Source organism: Streptomyces sp. NPDC003248 (genome assembly GCF_055563235.1).
The window spans coordinates 651925-676804 of the sequence record NZ_JBVHDT010000001.1 but is presented as its reverse complement, the minus strand read 5'-3'; the positions used below and the strand labels follow the sequence as shown (position 1 = coordinate 676804).

Sequence of the window (24880 nt, the reverse complement as noted above, 5' to 3'; positions counted from 1 at the left end):
CCGCGGTGCTAGGGGTTGACGCGGCTGAGGAAGGAGGCCGAGGCCAGCAGGGCGTCGTCCTCCGTGGTGGCCGTCGCGGTCTTGGTGCCGGAGAGCGCCTGCGACATGCTCTCCATCATCGCGGTGAGCTGGTCCAGCTTGGCCAGCCAGGCGTCGATCGCGCCGCCGTACGTGCTGCCCGCGTTCCCGGTCCAGCCGGTGGAGAGGGTGGTGCGGGCCTGGTCGACGCCCGTACGGATGTTCTTGCAGGCGGTGACGGCCCCGTCGATCGCGTTGGCGGCGACCGAGTGGGCGTGGTCGGTGACCTTCGTGTTCGGCTGGCCTGTCGGTGTGGACATCGCGCTGGTGCCTTTCCGTTGTCGTGGCCGGACGGGAGCCGCTCTCGGGCTGCCCGCTGTCATGCGGTCGTGCGGTCGTAGGGGGCCGTGGGGTCGCGGTGGTCGTACGGTCGTAGGGCCGTGCGGTCGCGGGTGGTCGTACGGCCACGGAGGGGCCGTGCGGTCGGTGGGTCAGGGGGTCTCGTCGCCTCCGCACTCCGGGTCCGGTGCGGCGGGGGCCGGTCCCGTCAGGGCGGGTTGCGCGGCGCGGTCCGGGTCGAGGACCGGCCCGGTCGGCAGCAGCCGGAGCAGCGCGGGCGGCAGCCGCACCACGTCCGTGTCCGCGTAGGACAGCTGTCCGGCCACCGTCGCCGCGGAGAGCGGGTACTTGATGCCGTCGCCGGTGACCAGGTACCGGGCGCCGCTCGTGCCGGTCCCGGCGGCCGTCGGCATCGCCAGCACTCCGCTGCCGGGGCGCACCCCGATCCGGTCGGGAGCGGGGCAGCCGGCGGCGACCCCTTGGCGCGCCACCACCGGCACCCCGGTCGCGTACGCGGCCGGCACCCGGACGAACGTCTGCCGGGGCGCGGCCCCGTCGGGGGTGACCTTCAGGCACGGCACGGTTCCGGTCCGCGGCGCGAGCGCCCTCGGCGGCCGGGCGGGCGACGCGTCCGCGTCCGCGTCCGTCGCCGTCCCGGCGTCCCCCGCCAGGTGCTGGGCGGCCTCGTCCGGCTGGAGGACGACGGCGGCCGCCTCCCGGCCGGCGTAGGCCTTCTCGCGGGTCCGCGGATCGCCGCGCAGCAGTTGCAGTTCGGTGAGGGTCAGCGGTACCAGGCCGGCGCGGTCGAGCAGGTAGTACTGCTCGGCGGCGCCGGGGGTGCGGACGACGAAGTACTGGCCGACACGGCTCTGCCGGCCGCCGAGCAGGGGGCCCTTCGCGCCGCGTCCGGCGACCTCGGGCGGGGACAGGTCGGGTCCCGCCGGGACCGCGGCGAGGAAGGCCGCGTCGACCGCGAGGGGTTCGGTGGTGCCGTAGCCGAGGGACTGGAGCGCGCCGTGCGCCGTGTCCAGGCGCAGCCGGGTGCCGCGCCACAGGAGGTAGTCGGTGCTCCGTTCGCCGTCGCGGGCGGTGACCAGCAGGGCCTCGTCCGCGCCGAGGTCCTGGCCGCCGGACGGCGCGGTGCCCACGCCGAGCGTGGTGGTCGGCTCGCGGGTGCCGTCGCCGGCGGCGCGCGAGGTGGCGCACACCTGCCAGGCGGAGTCGGTGAGCTGGTCCGCGGCCGGCAGGGAGTCGGGGGCGCCGGGGATGCCGATGGGGGTGCCGCGGGGCACGTCGGCGAGGGTGGCGCGGGAGACCTGCCGGACCGTGCCGTCGTCGCCGGTGACGAGCTTGGCGGAGGCGTAGTTGACGACGGGACGCAGGACGCCGTCGCCGTACAGGTAGCGCGCTCCGGTCTCCTTCTCCACGATCAGTACGCCGGGTTGGCGCCAGGCGTCGGAGTCGCGGGGGAAGAGCAGCCCGACCACGGTGAAGCCGACGCAGAGCAGCACGCCGATGAAGAAGCCGACGACGGCGCCCCGGCGGGTGCGGCTCATCGGGGTGTCCAGGGCGTCGGGATCGGCGGCGAGCATGCTGGAGGTGAGCCGGCCGACGGTGAACGAGTACGCCTGGACCTGGTCCCTTCTGGACTGCATGGCGGCTAGCTCCACATCTCGCGGAGCGCGGGCAGCACTCCGAGGTCGATCAGGACCGCGGGGAGCAGGGCGACGGCCGCCAGCGAGTGGAGCAGATCGGCGGCCCTGCCCCAGTACGGGATGAACCTGCGGCCCGGCACGTGCCACGCGGCGACGACCAGGGCGGCGCAGGCCACGGTGGCGACGGCGAGCGCGACGCCCCGGGCGGCGGCCCCGTCGTGCCAGACGCCGGCGACCGGCAGCAGCAGTGCGCCGTAGCAGCCGGGCAGGACGACCGCGAGGTGCTGCCGGGCGCTCGTCATGCCGCGGCCGTGCAGCACCAGCAGCAGGCTGAGCACGCCGCCGAGGGTGTACGCCTCCCAGCCGGTGCCCGTCGAGAGCGCGGTGAGGCAGGCGGCGCACACGACGCCGGCGGCCACGTACAGGGCGGTCATGTAGCGGTCGGCGACGGCGGCGCGGGTCAGGACGGCGCGGGCGGGGAGGGGGTCGATGCCCTCCTGGAGCTGGGCGGCGTTGGTCGGCAGCGGCGGCAGCCTGAGCCCGGACAGCCGGAAGGAGACGACGGGGATGAAGGTGCCGAGCAGCGCGGTGAGCGCCGCGATCGTCCCCGCGCTCTGCGACGGTCCGAGGCCCGCGGACAGACCGATGACGCCGGCGGCGGCGACGAGCAGGCAGACCAGCACCACGGCGGCGAACAGGGCGGCCCCCGCGGCGGCCGCGGAGACGGCGAGCACCGCGCCGCCGGCCGCCGCGGTGGCCGCGGCGAGCAGCCGCGCGCCGAGCAGTGCGGGGCCCTGGGGACCGTGCGGCACCAGCCAGCCCGCCAGTCCGAAGAACGGTACGGCGAGCGCGCCGAGCACCGTCCCGACGACCGCGTCCCCCATGGCGCGGGAGGCGGCGAACGCGCCGAGCAGCAGCAGGACGCCCAGCCCCATGGCGACCGCCGACTGGAGGCCGGGCGCGTGCAGGCCGGCGAGGACGGTGAAGGCGGCGGCGAGCGCGGCCGCGGCCAGGCCGAGGAGCAGCCGGCGGGTGAACTCGGGCCGCCACTGGTCGGCCCGGTCGCCCATGCCGGTGGAGACACCGTCGATGAGGTCGTCGAAGTGGACGGGCGGGAGCTGCTCGCGCCGGGGCCTGAGATGGACGGTCTCCCCGTCGCGCAGGCCGAGTTCGGCCGGAGTGGCGTCCTCGTCGAGCGCGGGCGAGCCGAGCCGCTGGAGCACCCAGCCGCCGTGCTCCAGACCGCTCTCGTCGAGGCTGGTGCCGTCGGGCGCCGCGTGGCTCACGAGCGCCGGCATGAGGTCGGCGAGCGGGACGTCGGAGGGAACGGCTATGTCGATGACGCGTTCGGGGGCATGCACCACGAGCCGAGTGAGTTCGGCGACGATGACGCTGGCGTTGGCTGTGCTCACGCGACGCTTTCCGTTCCCGGTCGGGCCGGCGGGTGGACTCCGGCGGCTGGGCTTGTGACCGACGACTTCTGACGGACGACTTCTGGCGGACGGCGTCTGACGGACGGCGTCTGACGGACGGGCCTCCGGCCGCCCGGCTCCCGGCCGCCCGGCTCCCGGCTCCCGGCTCCCGGCTCCCGGCTCCCGGCTCCCGGCTCCCGGCTGACAGGCTCCCGGCTCGCAGGCCTCCGACCGGCAGGCTCCCGGCCCGCAGGCCTCCGACTGACCGACGCCCGTCGAGGGACCGCCCCCGACGGACGAGGCCCGTCGGCCGGTCGGGGCCCGGCCGTCACCGGTCCGCCGGAACCAGAAGCTAGCAACGGCTCCCCGCTCGCCCCCGCGCCTGCGGGGTTCCGTGCCTCATCGGTCCCTTGTCCGGGTCTGAAAGTGCGGCGACCCGCCCGCGCACGGCCCCCCGGCACCCGCCGGCGCCGGAGACTGCGATCACTCCCGTACGTGCCGTGCGCACCGCACCGCCCGGCCGCCCCGCTTGCGCCGGCGACGCCCGGCCGCCGGGGGCGCCGCACCGGAGAACGCCGAACCGAGAGGACCCGCGTGAGTCTCCTACTGTTCCGCCGCCCGCCACGCCGGCCGGGTCCCGAGGCACCGGCCGGTCAGCTGGAGCTCCAGGAACCGCCCGTCCTCCCCGAGCGGCAGAGCGGGCTGTCCGCCGTGTTCACCTACCTGCCGATGGCCGTGATGTCCCTCGGCATGGTGCTGCTCTTCGTGCGCCCGGGCGGCACCGGCACCGGCACCGGCGGCAGCACCACGTACACGTACCTGATGGGCGGCATCCTGCTGGTGTCCACCGTGGCGATGCTCGTCGGGCAGCTCGTGCGGACCGCGAGCGAACGCAAGCAGCGCGTCAGCGGCGACCGCCGGGACTACCTGCGGTACCTGTCGCAGAACCGGCGCCGGGTCCGGGAGGTCGTCGTACGCCAGCGCGACGTGCACGCCTGGCGCAACCCCGACCCGGCCGCCCTGTGGTCGGTGGTGCGCACCACCCGCCTGTGGGAGCGGCGGGCCGGGCACGGCGACTTCGGGGAGGTGCGGCTCGCGGTCGGCGAACAGCGGCTCGGCCTGCGGCTGGCCCCCTTGCAGACCAAGCCCGTCGAGGACCTCGAACCGCTCGCCGCGCACGCCCTGCGCCGCTTCGTCCGCGCCTACACCTCCGTCGCCGACCAGCCCATCGCCGTCCACCTGCGGGGCTACGAACGGGTGCAGCTGCGCGGCGACACCGACGCGGCCCGCGCCATGGTCCGCGCCGTCCTCGGGCAGCTCGCCGTCTTCCACGCCCCCGAGGAGCTGCGCATCGCGGTCTGCGCGGGCGACGCGGAACTCGCCCACTGGGAGTGGGCCAAGTGGCTGCCGCACGCCCAGCACGCCACCACGGCGGACGGGGCCGGGCAGCGGCGGCTGATCACGCGCACGACGGCGGAGCTGGAGGAACTCCTCGGTGAGGACTTCACCGCCCGGTCCCGCTTCGACCCCCAGGCCGCGCCCGCCCTGGAGGAGCCGTTCACCGTGGTCCTGCTCGACGGGGCCGAGGTCTCCGCCAACTCCCGTTTCGCCGGAGGCGGTTACCGCAACTGTGTGGTCCTCGACGTCAGCGGCTGCCTGCCCTGGGAGAGCGGGCCGCACATCCTCGGCCTCGACGTCGCCGCCGACCTGCTGCGGATGGTCGGCCAGGACCGCAACGGCCGCGAGACCACCTCGCCGCTCGGCCGCCCCGACGCCCTCAGCCCGGTCCGCACCCGTTCCCTGGCCCGGCTGCTCGCCCCGTACCGGATGAGCGTGGCCTCCGAGATCACCGAGCCGCTCACCACCGACTTCGACCTCACCGCCCTGCTCGGCGTCCCCGACCTGCACACCTACGACGTCTCCCGGCTGTGGCAGCACCGCGGCCCCGGCGAGAGCGACCACCTGCGGGTGCCCATCGGCATCGCCGCCGACGGCTCGCCCGTGGAACTCGACATCAAGGAGTCCGCGCAGAACGGCATGGGGCCGCACGGCATGCTCATCGGCGCCACCGGCTCCGGCAAGAGCGAGCTGCTGCGCACCCTCGTCTCCGCCCTCGCGCTGACCCATACCTCCGAAGTGCTCAACCTGGTGCTGGTGGACTTCAAGGGCGGCGCCACCTTCCTCGGCCTCGAACGCCTCCCGCACACCTCCGCCGTGATCACCAACCTCGCCGACGAGGCCGCCCTGGTCACCCGTATGCGCGACGCCGTACACGGCGAACTGATCCGCCGGCAGGAGCTGCTGCGCGCCGCCGGGAACCACAGCTCCCTGCTGGAGTACGAGCGGGCCCGCCTGGCCGGGGCCCTCCTCGATCCCCTGCCCTCCCTCCTCGTGGTCGTCGACGAGTTCAGCGAACTGCTCGCCGCGCACCGCGACTTCATCGACCTGTTCGTCATGATCGGCCGGCTCGGGCGCAGTCTCGGCGTCCACCTGCTGCTGGCCTCGCAGCGGCTCGACGAGGGCCGGGTGCACCAGCTGGAGTCGCACCTGTCGTACCGCATCGGCCTGCGCACGTTCTCCGCGATGGAGAGCCGCGGCGTCCTCGGAGTGCCCGACGCCCACCAGCTGCCGTCCGCGCCGGGCAACGGCTACCTCAAGAGCGACCAGGCCACCCTCACCCGCTTCAAGGCCGCCTACGTCTCCGGCCCCTACCGGGCCAAGCGCCAGTCGGCGCAGACGGCCACCGGCACCGGGGCCGTGGTGCGCTACGACGCCGGATACGTGCTGCCCGCCCACCCCGCCCCGGCACCCCGGGCACCGGCGCCGGGCCCGGACCGGTCCGACGAGGAGACCGAGAGCCTGCTCCAGGTCACCGTCGGCCGGCTGCACGGCCTGCCGGGCGCCCGGCCCGCCCACCGCATCTGGCTGCCCCCGCTGTCCACCCCGCCCAGCCTCGACGAACTCCTCGCCGCGGAGCCGCACCTGGCCGGCACCCCGCACGACAACTACACCGCCGTACGGCCGGACGGCGGCGGCCTGCGCGTGCCGGTCGGTGTCGTCGACCGCCCCTTCGAACAGCGCCGCGACCCGCTGGTCGCCGATGTCGGCGGCGCCGGCGGTCACGTGGGCGTCGCGGGCGGACCGCAGAGCGGCAAGAGCACCCTGCTGCGCACCCTGATCACCGCGCTCGCCGTCACCCACACCCCGCGCGAGGTGCAGTTCTACTGCCTGGACTTCGGCGGCGGCAGCCTCACCGCGCTCACCGGACTGCCGCACGTGGGCTCCGTCACCGGCCGCGTCGACGTGGAACGCATCAACCGCACCGTCGGCGAGTTCACCTCCCTGCTGGCGCGCAGGGAGACGGCGTTCGCCGCCCACGGCGTCGACTCCATGGCCGGCTACCGCCGCCGGCGCGCCGCCGGCGAGTTCCCCGACGACCCCTACGGCGACGTCTTCCTGGTCATCGACGGCTGGTCCATCCTGCGCCAAGACTTCTACGACCTGAGCCAGACCGTGATCCAGCTCGCCGCGCGCGGCCTGAACTACGGCATCCACCTCATGGTCGCCTCGCCCCGCTGGGCCGACATCCAGCCCGCACTGCGCGACCAGATCGCCAGCAAGTTCGAGCTGCGCCTCGGCGACGCGGTCGACTCGGTCGTCGGGATGCGCAAGGCCCAGGAGGTCCCCCGGATCGCGGGCCGCGGCCTGACCGAGGACCAGCACCACTTCCTCACCGCGCTGCCCCGCGTCGACGGCAGCGGCACCCCGGCCGACCTCACCGAGGGCACCCAGGCGCTGGTCGGCGCGGTCCGTGCGGCGTGGGACGGCCCGGCCGCGCCGCCCGTGCGGATGCTGCCCGCGACGGTCACGCCGCGCGACCTGCCGCCCGCCGAGGGCATCCGCGTCCCGCTCGGCGTCGAGGAGAACGAACTCGCCCCGTTCTGGCACGACTTCGACACCCACCCGCATCTGATCGTGGTCGGTGACACCGAGAGCGGCAAGACCAACCTGCTGCGGCACGTCGCCCGGTCGATCGTCCGTCACCACACCGCCGACGAGGCCCTGTTCGCCATGGTCGACCTGCGCCGCGAGCTCTACGACGCGGTCCCGGAGGACTACCGCCTCAGCTACGCGGTGTCCCTCGACGCGGTCCGCGAGATGATCGCCGCGGCGGCGGCCGCCATGCGGCCCCGCGTGCCGGGCCCCGAGATCACCCCCGAGCGGATGCGGACCCGCGACTGGTGGCACGGGCCTCAGGTCTTCCTCCTCATCGACGACTACGACCTGGTCAGCGGCAACGGCTACGGCAGCACCCCGTTCGACCCGATCCTCGAACACCTCGCCCAGGGCGCCGAGACGGGCCTGCACCTGATCGTCGCCCGGTCGGCGGGCGGCGCCGGACGCGCCATGGGCGACCCGCTGCTGCGCCGTCTGATCGAGGCCAACACGCCGAGCGTGCTGCTGTCCTGCCCGCCCTCGGAGGGCATCCTGTTCGGCGATGTGAAGCCCCGCGAGTTCCCGCCGGGCCGCGGCCTGTGGATCTCCCGGAGGCGCACCACCCAGGTGCAGACGGTGCTGCTGGAGGAGTAGGGGCCGGCCGGCGCGACGGGACGGAAACAGGAGGGGGCCGGGGCACAGAGTGCCCCGGCCCCCTCGTCCCGGTCCCCGGCCCCGCTCACCCCCTTGTTCCGTCACGGTCCCCGCCCCGGAGCCCCTCCGCGCCCGTTCCGTCACGGTCCCCGCACCCGGACCCGCTCTCCCCCTGTTCAGTCACGGTTCCCTGGCTGCCAGCCGCGGGCGCGACCGCGCGGCACCACCACCCCCAGGACGGCGGCGAGCACGGCGACCGACGCCGATCCCCCGACCACCCCCCAGGCGGCCAGCGGCGACACGGTCTCGGGCCGCTCCGGCACACGGTACGAACCGCCGTCCCCGGCCTCCTTCCCCTGGCCGTCCCCCGTCCCGTCGCCGTCCCCCGTGCCCTCGCCGTCCCCCGTCGCCTCGCCGCCCCCCGCCCCCTTCCCGTCTCCTCCACCGGCCCGTGCGGCGGACCGGGACGACGCCCCCGGTGCGACACCGGAGACCGCCTCCGCCGGGTCGACCAGCCCGTACCCGGCCAGCGGATCGGGCACCGGCCCCGCGGAACGCACCGCCGTGGCCCGCAGCCGGGCGACGACGGCCTCGGCGGACAGCTCCGGCTCGTGGGCGCGCACCAGCGCCGCCGCCCCGGCCACGAACGCCGCCGCCACCGCGTCCCCGCCGCCGGTGAAGTGCCCGCCGCCGGGGCCGACGCTCAGCACCCGGTCGCCGGGCGCCACCAGGTCCGGCGGCGACGGCAGGGCCTCGCGGCCGGACGGATAGGGGCCGCCGTCCACCCCGACGGACGCCACGCCGACGACGCCGGGCAGGGCCGCCGGATAGGCGGGCGCGCCGCTCCGCTGTCCGCCGGCGGCCGGGGCGACGACCACCACGTCCCGCTCGGCGGCCGTCTCCACGGCCGCCTTCAGCCGCTTGCTCGACGCGCCGTAGGCCACCGAGACCAGCACCACGTCACAGCCGCCCCGGACCGCGGCCTCGATGCCCGCGGCGATCGCGTCCGCGTCCGTGGCACCCTCGGCCGTCGTCGCGCGCACCCCGAACACCCGGGCGTGCGGGGCGACACCCGTGAACCCGGTCCCGTCCCGCCGGGCACCGGCGACGAGGGCCGCGGTGAAGGTGCCGTGGCCCACGCAGTCCCGCTTCCCGTCCCCCGAGGCGCGGCCCTTCAGCACGGCGGTCCCGGTGTCCACGCCGGTGTCCACGACGCCGACGGTGACGCCGTCGCCCAGGCTCAGTTCCTGCGCCCGGCGCAGTCCGAGCAGCTGCTGCGCCCACGGGGTGGGCGTCACCGTCTTCTTCGACGCGGGGGTGCACCCGGCGTCCGCGTCCACCTGCTCCGGCATCGCCGGCAGCGCGTCCGAGGCCGGCGGACCCAGCGGGACGGCGGCCCGGGCCCCCGTCGTGCCGCCCGCGACCAGTACCGCCGTGCACCCGAAGGCGACTCCGATGCCCTGACTCCACTTGCGCACGTCCTCGCGCCCTCCGTGTCCTCACCGCGCGAACGGCCCCGTGCCGCTCGCGTCCGCCACCGCGCGAACGGCCCGTGCCGCTCGCGTCCGTTCGATGCGGCCGGCGGGGCATAAGTTCGGCCGGGTGAGGGGAAGTCAGAGGTCACCGCGTCACATGCGGACGCCGGTATTCCTGAAAGCAGCCCACTGGCCACTTCCCCGTCATCTCGTCCCCGCAGGGTGTCCCCATGCAGTTGCAGGTACCGCACCACATCGGCCGCTACCGGCTGGAGAAGCCGTTGGGCTCCGGCGCCTTCGGAACCGTCTGGAGGGCCCACGACGACTCGCTGGACGCCCCGGTCGCCCTCAAGGTCATGGCCGACAACTGGGCCCGGCGGCTGGATCTGCGGGAACGTTTCCTTGCGGAGGCCCGGCTGCTGCGGCAGGCCGCGTCCCCGCGGGTGGTGCAGGTCCACGACATCGGTGAACTACCCGACGAGCGGCCGTACTTCGTCATGGAGTACGCGGACGGCGGCACCCTGGAGGACATGCTGGCGGACGGCCCGCTGCCGGTGGACGAGGGGCTGCGGCTGGCGGCGGAGGCCGCCCGCGCGGTGGCCGTGCTGCACGAGGCCGGGATCCTGCACCGTGACGTCAAGCCGTCGAACATGCTGATCCGCTCCGAACTCGGCGCGCGGCGCAGCCGGTTGCTCGTCGCCGACCTCGGGCTCGCCAAGAGCCTCGCCCACGCGTCGGGGCTCACCATGACCGCGGGCTCGGCCGGCTACATGGCGCCCGAACAGGCCGAGCCGGGCGGCGGCATCGACGAGCGGGCCGACGTCTACGGGCTGGGCGCCCTCGCCTACCACGTCCTCACCGGTGCCGTCCCCGCCGCCCCCGGGAAGGTCGTCCCGCCGGGCCGGCTCCGCACCGGTCTGCCGGTTAGCGCCGAGCGGGCGGTCCTGCGCGCCCTGGAGCCGGACCGGGAGCGCCGCTGGCCGAGCGCGACCGCCTTCGCGGAGGAACTCGACGCCCTCGCCGGGCAGTCGGCGGCCTCCCCGGCCGAGGGCGGTCCGGCCGGCCGCGGGGGCGCCGGGACCGCGGAACGCGGGCGCCGGTGGCCGGGCCGCCGAAGACGGCTCCTGCTCGGCGCCGGGGCGGCCGTGACGGCGGCCGGCCTGGTGGGCGGCTGGTTCGCCGTCGACGGCGCGGGGCACTCCTCGGGCGCCCTGCCGCGGACGGGCGAGCGGGAACCGGCGGGGTACACCTCGGTCACCCCGTCCGTCCCGGCGGCCTCCCCGGGCTCCGCCGGCCCCACGTCCGCCGCACCGAGCACCTCGCGGGCCGCCCGTTCGACGGCACCGGCCGCCGACGGGACGGAGAGCGTCCGGACCGCGGGCGACACGCGGACCGTGGCGGCGGCAGCGGCCGCCCCGTCGGCGTCGGCCTCCGCCACCCCGTCCGCCACACCGGAGTGGACGACCCTGTGCGTCCAGCCCGACCAGGCGCTCGGGTCCGGCGCCGCCTGGAGCACCAACCGGACCCGGATGGTGATGCAGAACGACGGAGACCTGGTGATCTACGACGAGGACGGCCGTGCCCGGTGGTCGTCCGGCACCTCGGGCAGCGGCAACAGGGCCTACTTCCAGGGCGACGGCAACCTCGTCGTGTCCGACGGGAACGGCACGCCGCTCTGGCACACCGGGACCCAGGGCCACGACGGGGCGATCCTCTGTCTGGGCGCCGACGGCAACGTCAACATCATCTACCAGGACCAGGCCATCTGGTCCGCCCACACGGGGCACTGATGCCGGCCCGGCAGACCCGTCCCGCCGCCCCGCACGGGCCCCTCCGCTCCCGCATGCCCCAGGTACTCGTCGGTGATGCTCATCGCGTCGGTCCTCCCCGTACGGACGACGGCGGGACCGGCGCCGGACACGGCGCCGGCCACGACGGCGACGGACGGCCGAACCGGCCCCGAAGCCTTGTCGGCGACTCTAGGCACCCCCCGCGCCCGACGGGGGACGGTGGGCCGGGAGGGGCACCGAAAGGAAGCGGGCTCTTCCCGTTCGTACCCCCGACGGGCCGTCCGACGGGGGGCGCGGTCCGCCGTCCCGGCCGCCGGAACCCACGGGGCGGCCCCGGGCGGCCGCTGACACGCGACACCATGAGATCCGTACCGGCACCACCACTCACCAGGGAGTCATCCGTGCTGCTCGCCGCCGACACCGAGACCCTCGCCGCGCGTGCGGCGGCAGGCGACCGGCAGGCCCTGGACGCCCTGCTCCAGGCGATCCGGCCGGAGGTGCTCCGGCGCTGCGGGCGGTTCCTGCCCTGCCGCGAGGACGCCGAGGAGGCCGCGCAGGACGTGCTGCTCCAGGTGGCCCGCAAGATCACCACGTTCGAGCGGCGCAGCCGGTTCAGCACCTGGCTGCACACCGTGGTCGCCAACTGCGCCCGCCAGAAGTACCGCGAGCTGAAGCGGCGGTCCGCCGAGCAGCCGCTGCCGGCGGAGGAGACCCACCGGGCGGACCCGCGCACCACCAGCGTGATCGCGGGCTCCCGCATCGACCTGCTGGAGGCGCTCGAACGCCTGGAACGGGACCATCCCGCACTGGTCGCGCCCCTGGTCTACCGGGACATCTGCCAGATGGAGTACGCCGAGATCGCCGACCGCACCGGCCTGCCCCTCGGCACGGTCAAGTCCCGCCTGCACAGCGCGCGCCAGTGCGTACGGCAGTGGCTGAGGCCCGGCTTCTGACGGTCCCGGCGCGCCGCCCTCCGCCCCGCCCACCGCGTCAGGCCCGGACCAGCCGAGGCACGAGGAGTTCGGCGTTGCCGCGGTTGACGGCGTGGAGCAGGCCGGGTTCCCAGTGCGGGTACGCGTCCAGGCCGCTGTCGAAGCCGGTGCCCCACTCCTCGGGGAGCATGGGGAAGTCGCTGCCGTACAGGACGTGTTCGGGTGCGGCGAAGGCGAGCAGTGAGGGCAGGGCGGCCGGGCCGGCGGAGAGGGCGGTGTCGAAGTAGAAGCGCCGGAGGTCGCTCAGCAGGCCGTCGGGGGTGGAGCCGGGGCGGAACCGGGCGGCGACCGCGAAGCGGTGGGCGGCGTACGGGAGGAAGCCGCCGGCGTGGGGGAGGATCATCCTGATCCGGGGGTACCGCCGCGGCACGCCGTTCAGCGCCAGGTGGAGGGCCGTGCGGGTCGTGTCGTACGGGAAGTCCACCAGCGGTCCGGGCAGGCCGGGGACCGGCGCGACCGGCGGCGCCGTGGGGTGGACGAGGACGACCGCGGCACGGGCGTCCAGCTCGGCCCAGAGCGGCTCGAACACCGGGTCGCCGAGGTAACGGCCGTGCACGCTGGACAGGACCGTCAGTCCGTCGGCGGCCAGTTCGTCCAGCGCACGGGCGGCCTCGGCGAGCGCGGCGTCCACGTCGGGGAGGGGGAGGACGGCGAAGTGACCGAAGCGATCGGGCCGGTCCTTGACGACCTCGGCGGTGTAGTCGTTCACGCTGCGGGCGCCGGCGCGCGCTCCGGCGGGGTCGTCGGGGGCGGCGAGGGGGGCGGGATACGACAGCAGGCCGGTGGCGATCGACCTGCGGTCCATGACCGCGATCGCGCCCCGGACGTCCCACGCGGGGGCGGGCCATCCCAGGGCCGCGGCCCGCTCGGCCATCGCCCGGCCGCGGTCCGGTGGGATGACGTGCTGGTGCACGTCGATGCGCGCGGGGTCCGGCATGTCCGTCCGACCCTCCTCGGATGCGGCGTCCTACGGCCAGTGACGCACGCACGGAGGACACCGGCAACACGAGCGGGTGACAGGGGCGCGCACCCCGCGCATCGCTCCGACGGGCACGACATGACCTGAATGGCGGACTTCCACGCCACGTGAAAACCTGAAGGGACGGAGGACAAGTCCCCTCGCAGGAACGACGGATGAGCACTCGCAACGGAGATGGTCCCGATGCCGAACGTCGAACCGAAGGCCACCCACGGAATGGTGGTGATGGGCGAGGAGACGGTCTATCTGTGCCACATGGGCATGTTCATGGGTCCCCATGACGTTCAGAACGTTGTCGAAGTCACCCTGCGGAGCGCGGCAGGTGACGCGCGGCAGCTCTACGCCGACGACCGGCGGACCACGGGGACGGCTGTCTACACCCTGGCCCCCGAGCCGTTCCGCCTCTCCGATCTCGTCGCCCCGGAGGGACAGGAGCCCGCGCTCACCTCGTTCACCGGAACGTTGTTCCGGGGCCATTTCGAGCGGGGCGGCATCCCCATCCTCGACCCGGTCACCGTCGACGTGCGACGCGTCGTCCGTTTCCGGCGCTTCGATCACGACGACCCCCGGCCCGGGACGCTGAACTACCTGGCCTACGGGAAGGGGAACGAGCTCTTCCTCGGGCACTGGATCACCAGGGCCCCGGACTTCGACCACCACGTCGCGGTGCGGCCCGTCCCGGGCGGCGCCGGCGATGTGCTCACCGACGACGTGCTGCGCAAGGGCCCGCGGCTGGAGATCGCCGGACGGGCGGACCGCCCGGAGGACAGACTGCACGAGAGCGACCAGGTGACCGTGCGGTTCCTGGACGGCGGACCGGCCGGCATCGATCTGCGGCTGGCGGTGGAGCGGGAGTTCTACGAGGAGGAAGGGGACCTGGCCCACGAGATGCACGCCCACTGAACTGTCGTACACCCGGCCTTCTCACCGGGAGCGGACGTGCGCCCGGCCCTCTCACCGGGAGCGGACATGAACCCCGACGACATCGCCCACTGCGAGATCCACCCCACGGTCGGCATCGCCAGGCTGGGTGACAGCCCCGACGGTTTCTTCCTCGGCCCGGAGGCCCCCGGCGTACCGCCGCGGCCCGAGGGCGGCTTCAGGGACACCGCCGGGCGGATCAAACGCCAGGCCGCCCGGTTCCGCCTGTACGCCTACGACCGGGCGGGCACCGTCCTGGGCGAACTCACCTCGGCCGACGCCCACATCACCTGGACCGTCGAGCTCGCCAACGCCAAGGGCGAGTGGTTCAGGTTCGCCGGGCGCTTCCACGAGTCCGCCGCCCCCGCCGACCGCCGCAACCGGCAGGTCGATCCCGCCGATCCCGCCGCTCGCGCGCGGCTGGTCGTCCGGCCCGGCCCCCGCAGCGTGACCGGGCCGTCCCAGGACGGCACGGGGGCGCGCTTCGACACCGGAACCTTCCTGGACACCCCGGTGCCGCTGGGCGAACTGCGCACCGACGAGGCAGGCCGGCTGCTCGTCCTCGGCGGCTTCGGAACGTCCGCCTCGGTCAAGGCCGCCAACCCGATCGGGCACTTCGCGAACAACGACTTCTGGTACGACGACATCGGTGACGGTCCGGTCGGCGCGACCGTGCTCCTGGGCCCGCGGGGCCGCCCGGTGCCGGTGACCCCCGCCTGGGTCCTGACGGCCCCTCCCGACTACGCACCCCCCACGACGAGCCTGATCACGCTGTACGACGTCGCCCTGGAGGCCGCCCGCGCGGTGGGCAGGCTGCCCGTACCGCCGGAGGTCTCCTTCACCCGGGACATCCACCCGTTGCTCGCCCGGCCGGTCGGATACGCGTGGGTCAACGCCGTCGCGCGCATGCGGCACGGCGCCGGACGGAACTTCCTCGCGCCCGACCGGCTCGCCAAGCTGTCCTCGAACGCCGACGCCGACGCCAAGCACCGCCGGGCCGTCTTCGACCGCTTGCGCACGCCGAAGCCCGGACTCCTGGACATCGGCCAGGCCGACGCCGGATTCATGCCCGTCCTCGCCGGCGACGGCGGCGACCGGGACCCCGAACGGCCGCACACCTGGCTGACACTCCTGCCCGGCCCGTACGAACGGATGCGGCGCTGGGCCGCCGGTGACTTCCTGGCGGACTGGACGGGCGCGCCCCCGCCCGCGGTCCCGCTGGAGGCCATCGCGCCCGCGGACCAGCCGCACGCCCTGGTACGGGCCGCGTTGGAGGCATGCAGCGGCGGGGGCTTCTTCCCCGGCATCGAGATGACGTACATCGCCGACAACCCGGCCACCTGGGCCGCGCCGTTCCGGCTGCGCGAGGACCTGGGCGCCGGTGACGTCACCAAGTACATGGCCCTGCCCTGGCAGGCCGATTTCCACGCGTGCCACACCCACTGGTGGCCGGCTTCCCGCCCCGACGAAGTCCTTCCCGAGCCGGAGCACGACGCTCTCCTCCAGGTCGCGGCCGAGGCGTTCCGGGAGTGGGACCGCGGCGTCGGCGACGCCGACGGCATGGTCGCGCAGTGGAGCACGCTCGGGTTCGTCGTCGCCCGTCCCGGTCCGGACGGCCGCGAGATCCTGGTCGAGACGGAGCGGACCGCCCCCGAGCCCGAGTAGGGCGGGCACGGGCCGGAGCGGCGCGGTGAGCGGCAACGGGCCGGAGGGCGGCACGGGGACACGGCGCTACGACGTGCTGGTCGCCGGTGGCGGCCCCGCCGGGTGCGCGGCCGCGCTGGTCCTCGTGCGGGCCGGGGCGAGGGTCGTCATCGTCACCCCGGTGGTCCCGCCCGGCCGGCGGGTCGGGGAGAGTCTCGCTCCCACCGCCCGCCCGCTGCTGGAACGGCTGGGAGTGCTCGGCCGTGTCGCCGCCGACGGGCACGCGCCCTGCCACGGCAACCTGTCCGCCTGGGGCGAGGACGCGCTCAGCGCCACGGGCTTTCGGTCCGGGCCGTACGGCGACGGCTGGCACCTGGACCGGGCCCGGTTCGACGCCGCCCTCCTGGAGGCGGCGCGGGCCGGTGGCGCCCGCCGGTACGCCGGGCGCGTCCGGAGCGTCCAACGGCGGCCGGACGGTTGGCAGGTGACCACGGGGGACGGCGGCGTGTTCCGGGCCGGGTATCTCGTCGACGCCACCGGCCGGGCGGCGCGGCCGGCCCGCCGGGCCGGTGCGGCGCTGGTCCGCTGCGACCATCTGGTCGCGGTCGCCGGGCTGTTGGGGCCGCCGTCGACGGGGTCGGCGGAGCCGGAGCGGGCCTCGCTGGTGGAGTCCACCCCCTGGGGCTGGTGGTACACCGCTCCCCTGCCCGGCGGTGAGCGGATCGTGATGGCCATGACCGATGCCGACCTCGTCGCCGGCCTCCGGCTGCTCGACCCCGACGTGTGGTGGGCCCGGGTGCGGCTCACCGGTCATGTCCGGGACCGCGCCGCCCGCTGGAAGGAGCCACCCCGGCGGCTGCGGGCGCTGGCCGCCGGCTCCGCCTGCGCACGCCCGGCGGCCGGACCGGATTGGGCGGCCGTCGGGGACGCCGCCACCGCGACCGATCCCCTGGCCGCCCGGGGGATCGTCACCGCGCTGGCCACCGGCTCGGCCGCGGCCCGGGCGATCCTGGCCGACCGGGCCGGTGAGACCGGCGCTCTGGACGCCTACGCCCGGCGCATCGCAGCCGTGCACGCCGAGTACCTGAACGCGCGGGTCGCGCAGTACCGGCGCGAACAACGCTGGGACACGCCGTTCTGGCGCCGCCGGCACTGAAGCCACCGTCGGGCCCGTCGGGGCCGAGGTCGTGCCGGTGACGGTCGAGCACGGTGGGGCTCCAGAACCCTCACGGAACGTTTCCGCAGGTCCTAAGAGGATGGTGGGGCGGGTGGGACTCGAACCCACGGCCGGCGGATTATGAGTCCGCTGCTCTAACCGGCTGAGCTACCGCCCCATAGCGGCGTGTCGCGTACATGTGTGCGCGCCGTCTGCCGCAGCATAGCCGCTCATACGATCTCACGCTCCGTCTGGTCCGACGTCGCACGACCATGAGGACCCCACCACGACCTGCGTGGTTCCCCCCGGCGTGGAACCGACATGAAAAAGGACCCCCAAGGGGTCCTCGATCACGATGCTCCCCCGACTGGACTCGAACCAGTAACCTGCCGGTTAACAGCCGGCTGCTCTGCCAATTGAGCTACGGAGGACCGAGCTCCCCCGACTGGACTCGAACCAGTAACCTGCCGGTTAACAGCCGGCTGCTCTGCCAATTGAGCTACGGAGGAATGCCTCGTTGCATCGAACGCACCTGCCTGGGTATTCGCCAGGGGGCGGGCGGTCGCTGCGACACATACATTAGCGCAAGCAGGGGGGTGCTCCGCCAATCGGTTCCCCCCGACACCGATGCCGCGCCAAGTGACCTACACGAGGGAAGGGTGGCCGCCATGCGCTACCGGCTCACATTCGTCGTCGGACTCGCCCTGGGTTACGTGCTGGGCACGAAGGCCGGGCGGGAGCGCTACGAGCAGCTGAAGAAATCCGCCCGGCGGATCTCGCAGAACCCCGCCGTGCGCAACACGGCGGAGACGGCGGCGCAGCAGGGCCGTCAGTTCGCGGGCAGGGCCTACCACGTGGTGAGTGACAAGGTCGGGGACCGGATGCCCGACTCGGTCGCGGACCGGGTGCGGTCCCTGCGGGAACGCTCCGCCCAGAGCGACGGGGCGGACGACTGGGGCACCAGCAACACCTAGGGACACCGGAGCCGACACGGCCACCCCCCGCGGTGCGGCAGAATTTTCGCCATGGGGATAGTCGCCGGGTTGGACAGTTCGCCCGATTTCACTCGTATCGTCGTCTGCGACACGGACACGGGGGCCGTGCTCCGACAGGGCTATGCGCCGCATCCGGTCGACAGTGCCGAGGGCGGCGGCCGGCCCAGCGATGTCGACCCCCAGGCCTGGCTGCTCTCCCTCGGGGAGGCGGCCGGCGGCGGACTGCTCGAAGGCGTGCAGGCCATCGGGGTGTCCTCGCAGCAGAACGCGGTCGTGCCGCTGGACGCGCAGGGCAACACCGTCCGGCCGGCGATGGTCGGCGGCGACAAGCGGGCGCAGGTCGCGGCGGCCGACCTGGTCGACGCGCTCGGGGGGCGCGAGCCGTGGGCGCAGGCGGTGGGCTGTGTGCCGCAGGCCGCGCAGCCGGTGACCAAGCTGCGGTGGCTGGCGAAGAACGAGCCCGACGCGGCGCTGCGCACGGCCGTGCTGCTCCAGGCCCACGACTGGCTGGTGTGGCAGCTGCTCGGGCGGCCCGTGCGGCGGACCACCGACCGGGGCGGGGCCTCCGGGACGGGGTACTGGTCGGCCGCGACCGGCGGCTACCGGCCCGACCTGGTCGAGCTGGCCCTCGGCCACCAGGTCATGCTGCCCGAGGTGATCGGCCCCTCCGACGCGGCCGGCACCACCCCGGAGGGCCTGCTGATCTCCGCCGGGACCGGCGAGACCATGGCGGCCGCGCTCGGGCTCGGCATCGGACTGGGCGACGCGGTGGTCTCCCTCGGCGCCTCCGGGTCCGTCATGGCCGTGCACCCCGAGGCGCTCGTCGACCAGAGCGGGATGATCACCTCCCTGGCGGACGCGACGGGCATGCACCTGCCGGTCGTCACCACGCTGAACGCCGTGCGGACCCTGCGGGGAGCCGCCGAACTGCTCGGGGTGCCGGACCTGGACACCCTGTCCGACCTGGCGATGAAGTCCACGCCCGGGTCGCACGGGCTGGTGCTGCTGCCCTACCTGGAGGGCGAGCGCACACCGAACCTGCCGCACACGGCCGGCACGCTGGCGGGGCTGCGGCGGGAGTCGATGAAGCCGGAGCACTTCGCGCGGGCCGCCTTCGAGGGCATGCTGTGCGGGCTCGCGGACGCGCTCGACGTGCTGCGCGGGCGGGGCGTGGAGGTCCGGCGGATCTTCCTGCTCGGCGCGGCGGCGGAACTGCCGGCCGTGCAGGCGGCGGCGCCCGCGCTGTTCGGCGCGCAGGTCGTCGTACCGCAGCCCGCCGACTACGCGGCGATCGGGGCGGCGCGGCAGGCCGCCTGGGCGCTCGGCGTGTCGCAGGGCACCCTCGATCCGCGGACGCCGCCGGCCTGGCAGGGCCCGGCGGCCCAGGTACGGGACCCGGGCGAGGAACTGGCCGTCGGTCAGGCGGTGCGGCAGCAGTTCGTGTCGGTGCGGGAGCAGACGCATCCGGGCGCGTTCCGCTAGCCCGGCGCCCGGGCCTTCGGACCACGCCGTGAAGACGGCACCCTGGGAATCGTCCGGAAGTCACGCCATAGCACGCCGCCCCCGCGTTATTCGGTTGAGGTAACGCGGGTGGAGTGTTCCACGATGGGGGCCACGGGCAACCAACGCCCCCACCGCCGACTCCGAGAGACGTAGCGTGCTCATACGACTTCTGCGGACCTGTCTCAGGCCCTACCGAAAACCCATCGCCCTGCTGGTGCTGCTGCAGTTCCTGCAGACCTGCGCCACCCTCTACCTGCCCACGCTGAACGCCGACATCATCGACACCGGTGTCGTCAACGGTGACACCGGATACATCCTGTCCTACGGCGGCCTGATGATCGGCATCTCGCTGGCGCAGGTCGTGTGCAACATCGGCGCCGTGTACTACGGCGCGCGGACGGCGTCGGCGCTCGGCCGGGACATCCGGGCCGCCGTCTTCGACCGGGTGCAGTCCTTCTCCGCCCGCGAGGTGAGCCAGTTCGGCGCGCCCTCGCTGATCACGCGGACCACCAACGACGTCCAGCAGATCCAGATGCTGGCGCTGATGACGTTCACCCTGATGGTGTCGGCGCCCATCATGTGCGTGGGCGGCATCGTCATGGCGCTCGGCCTGGACGTGCCGCTCTCCGGCGTCCTGGTCGCCGTGGTGCCCGTGCTGGGCATCTGCGTCACGCTGATCGTGCGGCGGCTGCGGCCGCTGTTCCGGTCCATGCAGACCCGGCTCGACACGGTCAACCGGGTGCTGCGCGAGCAGATCACCGGCAACCGCGTGATCCGCGCGTTCGTCCGCGACGAGTACGAGGAGCAGCGCTTCCGGAAGGCCAACACCGACCTCACCGACATCTCGCTGAAGACCGGCAACCTGCTCGCGCTGATGTTCCCGGTGGTCATGACGACGGTGAACCTGTCGTCGATCGCCGTGGTCTGGTTCGGCGCCCACCGCATCGACAGCGGCGGCATGGAGATCGGTGACCTGACCGCCTTCCTCGCCTACCTCATGCAGATCGTCATGTCCGTGATGATGGCCACCTTCATGTTCATGATGGTGCCGCGCGCGGAGGTGTGCGCCGAGCGCATCCAGGAGGTCCTGGACACCCGGTCGAGCGTGGTGCCGCCGGTGGCACCGGTGCGCGAGCTGCGCCGGCACGGGCATCTGGAGATCCGGGGCGCGGGCTTCCGCTACCCGGGTGCCGAGGAGCCCGTGCTGAAGGCCGTGGACCTGGTCGCGCGCCCCGGTGAGACGACCGCCGTGATCGGCTCCACCGGCAGCGGCAAGTCCACGCTGCTGGGGCTGGTGCCGCGGCTGTTCGACGCCACGGACGGCGAGGTCCTCGTCGACGGGGTGCCGGTGGCCGACATCGACCCGGAGGTGCTGGCCCGGACCGTCGGACTCGTCCCGCAGAAGCCGTACCTGTTCGCGGGGACCGTCGCCACCAACCTCCGCTACGGCAATCCCGACGCCAGTGACGAGGAGCTGTGGCACGCGCTGGAGGTGGCGCAGGCCGAGGCGTTCGTGCGCGGGCTCGACGGCGGGCTCGACTCCCCCATCGCCCAAGGGGGGACGAACGTCTCCGGTGGTCAGCGGCAGCGGCTCGCCATCGCCCGCACCCTCGTGCAGCGCCCGGAGATCTACCTCTTCGACGACTCCTTCTCGGCGCTCGACTACGCCACCGACGCGGCCCTGCGCGCGGCGCTCGGGCGGGAGACCGCCGAGGCGACCGTCGTCATCGTCGCCCAGCGGGTGGCGACCATCCGCGACGCCGACCGGATCGTCGTCCTCGACGAGGGCCGGGTCGTCGGCACCGGCACGCACCACGAGCTGATGGCGGACAACGAGACCTACCGGGAGATCGTGCTCTCCCAGCTGACGGAAGCGGAGGCCGCCTGATGGCCGGGCCCATGGGGCGCATGATGGCCGGCACCGGCCCCGACAACCAGTCGCTGGACTTCAAGGTGTCCGGGCGGCGGCTGCTCTCCCGGTTCGAGCCGGAACGGCTCACCCTCTACGCGATGCTGCTCTGCGTGGTGGTGAGCGTCGGGCTGAACGTCGTGGGTCCGAAGATCCTCGGCGAGGCCACCGACCTGGTCTTCTCCGGCATCATCGGGCGTTCGATGCCGGAGGGGGCGAGCAAGGAGCAGGTCCTCGACGCGATGCGGCAGCGCGGCGAGGGCCAGGTCGCCGACATGCTCAGGAGCACGGACTTCACCCCGGGCCAGGGCATCGACTTCGGGGCCGTCGGCCACGTGCTGCTGTTCGCCCTCGGGGTGTTCCTCGTCGCCGGTCTGCTGATGGCGGTGGCGACACGGCTGGTCAACCGGGCCGTGAACCGGACTATGTACCGGATGCGGGAGGACGTGCAGACGAAGCTGTCGCGGCTGCCGCTGTCGTACTTCGACAAGCGGCAGCGCGGCGAGGTGCTGTCCCGGGCGACCAACGACATCGACAACATCGGGCAGACCCTCCAGCAGTCGATGGGCCAGCTCGTCAACTCGCTGCTGACCATCGTCGGGGTGCTGGCGATGATGTTCTGGGTGTCGTGGATCCTCGCGCTGGTCGCGCTGGTCACCGTGCCGCTGTCGGCGCTCGTCGCGGCGAAGGTGGGCAAGCGGTCGCAGCCGCACTTCGTGCAGCAGTGGCGCTCCACCGGCAAGCTGAACGCGCACATCGAGGAGATGTACACCGGCCACACGCTGGTGAAGGTGTTCGGCCGGCAGGAGGAGTCGGCGCGGCAGTTCGCCGAGCAGAACGACGCGCTGTACGAGGCCGGGTTCAGGGCGCAGTTCAACAGCGGGATCATGCAGCCGCTGATGATGTTCGTGTCGAACATCAACTACGTGCTGGTGGCGGTCGTCGGCGGTCTGCGGGTCGCGTCCGGCTCGCTGTCCATCGGTGACGTGCAGGCGTTCATTCAGTACTCGCGCCAGTTCTCGATGCCGCTGACGCAGGTCGCGTCGATGGCGAACCTGGTGCAGTCGGGCGTCGCCTCCGCCGAGCGGATCTTCGAGCTGCTGGACGCGGAGGAGCAGCAGCCCGACCCGGTGGCGGGCGTACGGCCCGAGGAACTGCGCGGGCGGGTGGCGCTGGAGCACGTCTCGTTCCGCTACGACCCCGACAAGCCGCTGATCGAGGACCTGTCGCTGGTGGTGGAGCCCGGCCACACGGTGGCGATCGTCGGCCCCACGGGGGCGGGCAAGACGACCCTGGTCAACCTGCTGATGCGGTTCTACGACGTGTCCGGCGGGCGCATCACCCTCGACGGCGTCGACATCGCGCGGATGTCCCGGGACGAGCTGCGCGCCGGGATCGGCATGGTGCTCCAGGACACCTGGCTGTTCGGCGGCACCATCGCGGAGAACATCGCCTACGGGGCGTCGCGGGAGGTCGGCCGGGGCGAGATCGAGGAGGCGGCCCGGGCGGCGCACGCCGACCGGTTCATCCGCACCCTGCCCGACGGGTACGACACCGTGATCGACGACGAGGGCAGCGGGGTCAGCGCCGGTGAGAAGCAGCTGATCACCATCGCGCGGGCGTTCCTGTCCGACCCGGTGATCCTGGTCCTGGACGAGGCGACGAGTTCGGTCGACACACGGACCGAGGTGCTGATCCAGAAGGCGATGGCGAAGCTGGCGCACGGGCGGACGTCGTTCGTGATCGCGCACCGGCTGTCGACGATCCGGGACGCCGACACCATCCTCGTCATGGAGAACGGGTCGATCGTGGAACAGGGGGCGCACACCGACCTGCTGGCGGCGGACGGGGCCTACGCCCGGCTGTACAAGGCGCAGTTCGCGGAGGCGGTGGCCGAGGTCGACTAGACCTGTCGACCAGGCAGGTTCGACCAGGCGGGGGGCCGCCCGGCAGGGCGGCCCCCTCGGGCCCGGCTCGGTCCAGGGAGCCCTCAGTCCAGGTAGCCCCTCAGCTGGTCCGCGAAGGCGTGGTCCCGGAGCCTGCTGAGGGTCTTGGACTCGATCTGCCGTATCCGCTCCCTCGTCACCCCGAAGATGCGGCCGATCTCCTCCAGGGTGCGCGGGCGGCCGTCGGCCAGGCCGTAGCGGAGCTGGACGACCTTGCGCTCGCGTTCCCCGAGCGTCGACAGGACGGCCTCCAGGTGCTCCCTGAGCAGCAGGAACGCCGCCGACTCGACGGGGCTCGCCGCGTCGCCGTCCTCGATGAGGTCGCCGAGGGCCACGTCGTCCTCCTCGCCGACCGGGGCGTGCAGGGAGACCGGTTCCTGGGCCAGGCGGAGGACCTCGCCGACGCGCTCCGGCGGCAGGTCCAGGTGGGCGGCGACCTCGGCGGCGGTCGGTTCGTAGCCGCGTTCCTGGAGCATGCGGCGCTGGACGCGGACGACCCGGTTGATCAGCTCGACCACGTGGACCGGGACGCGGATGGTGCGGGCCTGGTCGGCCAGCGCCCGGGACATGGCCTGCCGGATCCACCAGGTGGCGTACGTGGAGAACTTGTAGCCGCGGGCGTAGTCGAACTTCTCGACCGCCCGGATCAGGCCCAGGTTGCCCTCCTGGACCAGGTCGAGCATGGTCAGGCCGCGTCCGACGTACCGTTTCGCCACCGACACCACCAGGCGCAGGTTGGCCTCGATGAGGCGGCGCTTGGCCATGCGGCCCATGACGACCAGCCGGTCGAGGTCGAGGGCGAGCTCGCTGTCCAGGTCGGGGGTGGTGCCCAGCTTCTCCTCGGCGAACAGGCCGGCCTCGACGCGGCGGGCGAGTTCGACCTCCTCGGCGGCGGTGAGCAGCGGGATCCGGCCGATCTCCCGCAGGTACTGGCGGAACAGGTCCGAGGACGGCCCGGCCGTGTCGGCCGTCCGGGGGACGGGCGCCCCGTCGGGCTCGGGGGCCTCACGCAGCGCCTCGGCGGGCGGGTCCTCGGGCTCCGTGTCGGGCTCGGGCACCGCGCCGGCCTCCGTTCCGGCGTCCGGCGCCGTCTCCGGGTGGTGCACGGCACGGTGCTGCGGCGGGACCGCGACCAGGACGTCGGTCTCGGTGTCCGGTTCCGTGCCGCGGGTGCGCGTGTCGGTGTGGGTGAGGGTCCGGGTCTGCACGGGGGCGACCTCCAGGATGTCCGCTGCCGAGAGGTGCGGCAGCGCTGCTTCGAGGGCGGAGTGGGCGGCCTCGCCGCTGTCCGTCCCGTACGCGATGGGTGGAACGGCGGGGGTGTGGGACCCGCCGGGGACGGATCGGCCGCGCTCCGAGGACTCAGGCACCGGGACCCAGTGTGGGGTACGACACATCGCCGCCCCTAGGGGCGTGCGGTGACTTTTTGCCTGCGGTCCGTGACCGTGCGGTGACCGTGCCGGTCACCGGGGGCCGGGGGCCGGGACGGGGCCAGGGGGCCGGGACGGAGCCGGGGGGCCGGGGCCGGGAGGCCGGGCCGGGCAGTGAGGCCGGGC

16 protein-coding genes and 3 tRNA genes are annotated in these 24880 nt (G+C 74.1%); 10 read left to right on the top strand and 9 right to left on the bottom strand.

Translation table 11 applies throughout. The features are described from left to right. Positions 1 to 8: 8 nt before the first annotated feature. The 3 genes from ACZ3KJ_RS02850 to eccD all read right to left on the bottom strand — a co-directional run bounded on the left by ACZ3KJ_RS02850 (position 9) and on the right by eccD (position 3424). Positions 9 to 338 carry a WXG100 family type VII secretion target gene (locus ACZ3KJ_RS02850; protein ID WP_467524055.1) on the bottom strand — a complete coding sequence of 110 codons (330 nt, stop codon included), beginning with the start codon at positions 336 to 338 and terminating at the stop codon, positions 9 to 11. A 171-nt stretch (positions 339 to 509) separates the two neighbouring features. After that, complete coding sequence (gene eccB, locus ACZ3KJ_RS02845; RefSeq protein ID WP_467524053.1) at positions 510 to 2012, bottom strand: type VII secretion protein EccB; 1503 nt, start codon at positions 2010 to 2012, stop codon at positions 510 to 512. A gap of 5 nt (positions 2013 to 2017) precedes the next feature. Beyond that, entirely contained in the window at positions 2018 to 3424 is a 1407-nt protein-coding gene (eccD, locus tag ACZ3KJ_RS02840) for a type VII secretion integral membrane protein EccD (protein ID WP_467524052.1), read from the bottom strand. Positions 3425 to 4018: 594 nt separating this feature from the next. Between eccD and eccCa the strand changes: the two genes are divergently transcribed. Next, positions 4019 to 8014 carry a type VII secretion protein EccCa gene (eccCa, locus tag ACZ3KJ_RS02835; protein ID WP_467524051.1) on the top strand — a complete coding sequence of 1332 codons (3996 nt, stop codon included), beginning with the start codon at positions 4019 to 4021 and terminating at the stop codon, positions 8012 to 8014. A 176-nt stretch (positions 8015 to 8190) separates the two neighbouring features. Here the strand turns inward: eccCa and ACZ3KJ_RS02830 are convergent, their stop codons facing one another. Next, complete coding sequence (locus ACZ3KJ_RS02830) at positions 8191 to 9492, bottom strand: S8 family serine peptidase (protein WP_467524050.1); 1302 nt, start codon at positions 9490 to 9492, stop codon at positions 8191 to 8193. 227 nt (positions 9493 to 9719) lie between these two features. Between ACZ3KJ_RS02830 and ACZ3KJ_RS02825 the strand changes: the two genes are divergently transcribed. Then, the gene (locus ACZ3KJ_RS02825; protein ID WP_467524049.1) at positions 9720 to 11279 is read left to right on the top strand and encodes a protein kinase domain-containing protein; all 1560 of its coding nucleotides are present in this window, start codon (positions 9720 to 9722) and stop codon (positions 11277 to 11279) included. Positions 11280 to 11680: 401 nt separating this feature from the next. Then, a complete protein-coding gene (locus tag ACZ3KJ_RS02820) occupies positions 11681 to 12232 on the top strand; it encodes an RNA polymerase sigma factor (protein WP_467524047.1) in 552 nt (183 codons plus the stop codon). Between the two features lie 37 nt (positions 12233 to 12269). Here ACZ3KJ_RS02820 and ACZ3KJ_RS02815 read toward each other — a convergent pair whose 3' ends face one another. Then, a complete protein-coding gene (locus ACZ3KJ_RS02815) occupies positions 12270 to 13208 on the bottom strand; it encodes an amidohydrolase family protein (protein WP_467524046.1) in 939 nt (312 codons plus the stop codon). A 225-nt stretch (positions 13209 to 13433) separates the two neighbouring features. Here ACZ3KJ_RS02815 and ACZ3KJ_RS02810 point away from each other — a divergent pair, with 225 nt between their 5' ends. The 3 genes from ACZ3KJ_RS02810 to ACZ3KJ_RS02800 all read left to right on the top strand — a co-directional run bounded on the left by ACZ3KJ_RS02810 (position 13434) and on the right by ACZ3KJ_RS02800 (position 16971). Beyond that, positions 13434 to 14153 carry a hypothetical protein gene (locus ACZ3KJ_RS02810; RefSeq protein WP_467524044.1) on the top strand — a complete coding sequence of 240 codons (720 nt, stop codon included), beginning with the start codon at positions 13434 to 13436 and terminating at the stop codon, positions 14151 to 14153. A 66-nt stretch (positions 14154 to 14219) separates the two neighbouring features. Continuing rightward, positions 14220 to 15836: a LodA/GoxA family CTQ-dependent oxidase gene (locus tag ACZ3KJ_RS02805; protein ID WP_467524043.1), complete on the top strand. Its 1617-nt coding sequence runs from the start codon at positions 14220 to 14222 to the stop codon at positions 15834 to 15836. A 25-nt stretch (positions 15837 to 15861) separates the two neighbouring features. After that, the gene (locus ACZ3KJ_RS02800) at positions 15862 to 16971 is read left to right on the top strand and encodes an NAD(P)/FAD-dependent oxidoreductase (protein WP_467524042.1); all 1110 of its coding nucleotides are present in this window, start codon (positions 15862 to 15864) and stop codon (positions 16969 to 16971) included. Positions 16972 to 17072: 101 nt separating this feature from the next. On the opposite strand, the gene ACZ3KJ_RS02795 is transcribed toward ACZ3KJ_RS02800, so the two are convergent. From ACZ3KJ_RS02795 to ACZ3KJ_RS02785, 3 genes are all read right to left on the bottom strand, one after another. Further along, positions 17073 to 17149: transfer RNA gene (locus ACZ3KJ_RS02795), tRNA-Ile, on the bottom strand. 180 nt (positions 17150 to 17329) lie between these two features. Further along, positions 17330 to 17402, bottom strand: a tRNA-Asn gene (locus tag ACZ3KJ_RS02790). Positions 17403 to 17407: 5 nt separating this feature from the next. After that, a tRNA-Asn gene (locus ACZ3KJ_RS02785) sits at positions 17408 to 17480 on the bottom strand. Between the two features lie 159 nt (positions 17481 to 17639). Here ACZ3KJ_RS02785 and ACZ3KJ_RS02780 point away from each other — a divergent pair. From ACZ3KJ_RS02780 to ACZ3KJ_RS02765, 4 genes are all read left to right on the top strand, one after another. Next, a complete protein-coding gene (locus ACZ3KJ_RS02780; RefSeq protein ID WP_385069805.1) occupies positions 17640 to 17945 on the top strand; it encodes a YtxH domain-containing protein in 306 nt (101 codons plus the stop codon). 51 nt (positions 17946 to 17996) lie between these two features. Next, on the top strand, positions 17997 to 19448 hold the full coding sequence (locus ACZ3KJ_RS02775) for a xylulokinase (protein ID WP_467524041.1): 1452 nt from the start codon (positions 17997 to 17999) through the stop codon (positions 19446 to 19448). A gap of 175 nt (positions 19449 to 19623) precedes the next feature. Next, positions 19624 to 21357 carry an ABC transporter ATP-binding protein gene (locus ACZ3KJ_RS02770; RefSeq protein WP_467524040.1) on the top strand — a complete coding sequence of 578 codons (1734 nt, stop codon included), beginning with the start codon at positions 19624 to 19626 and terminating at the stop codon, positions 21355 to 21357. Continuing rightward, positions 21357 to 23285, top strand: a complete 1929-nt coding sequence (locus ACZ3KJ_RS02765; protein WP_467524038.1) for an ABC transporter ATP-binding protein — start codon at positions 21357 to 21359, stop codon at positions 23283 to 23285. Before ACZ3KJ_RS02770 ends, ACZ3KJ_RS02765 begins: the two co-directional genes overlap by 1 nt. Before the next feature lie 83 nt (positions 23286 to 23368). On the opposite strand, the gene ACZ3KJ_RS02760 is transcribed toward ACZ3KJ_RS02765, so the two are convergent. After that, the gene (locus tag ACZ3KJ_RS02760; protein WP_467524037.1) at positions 23369 to 24694 is read right to left on the bottom strand and encodes an RNA polymerase sigma factor; all 1326 of its coding nucleotides are present in this window, start codon (positions 24692 to 24694) and stop codon (positions 23369 to 23371) included. Positions 24695 to 24880 lie beyond the last annotated feature (186 nt).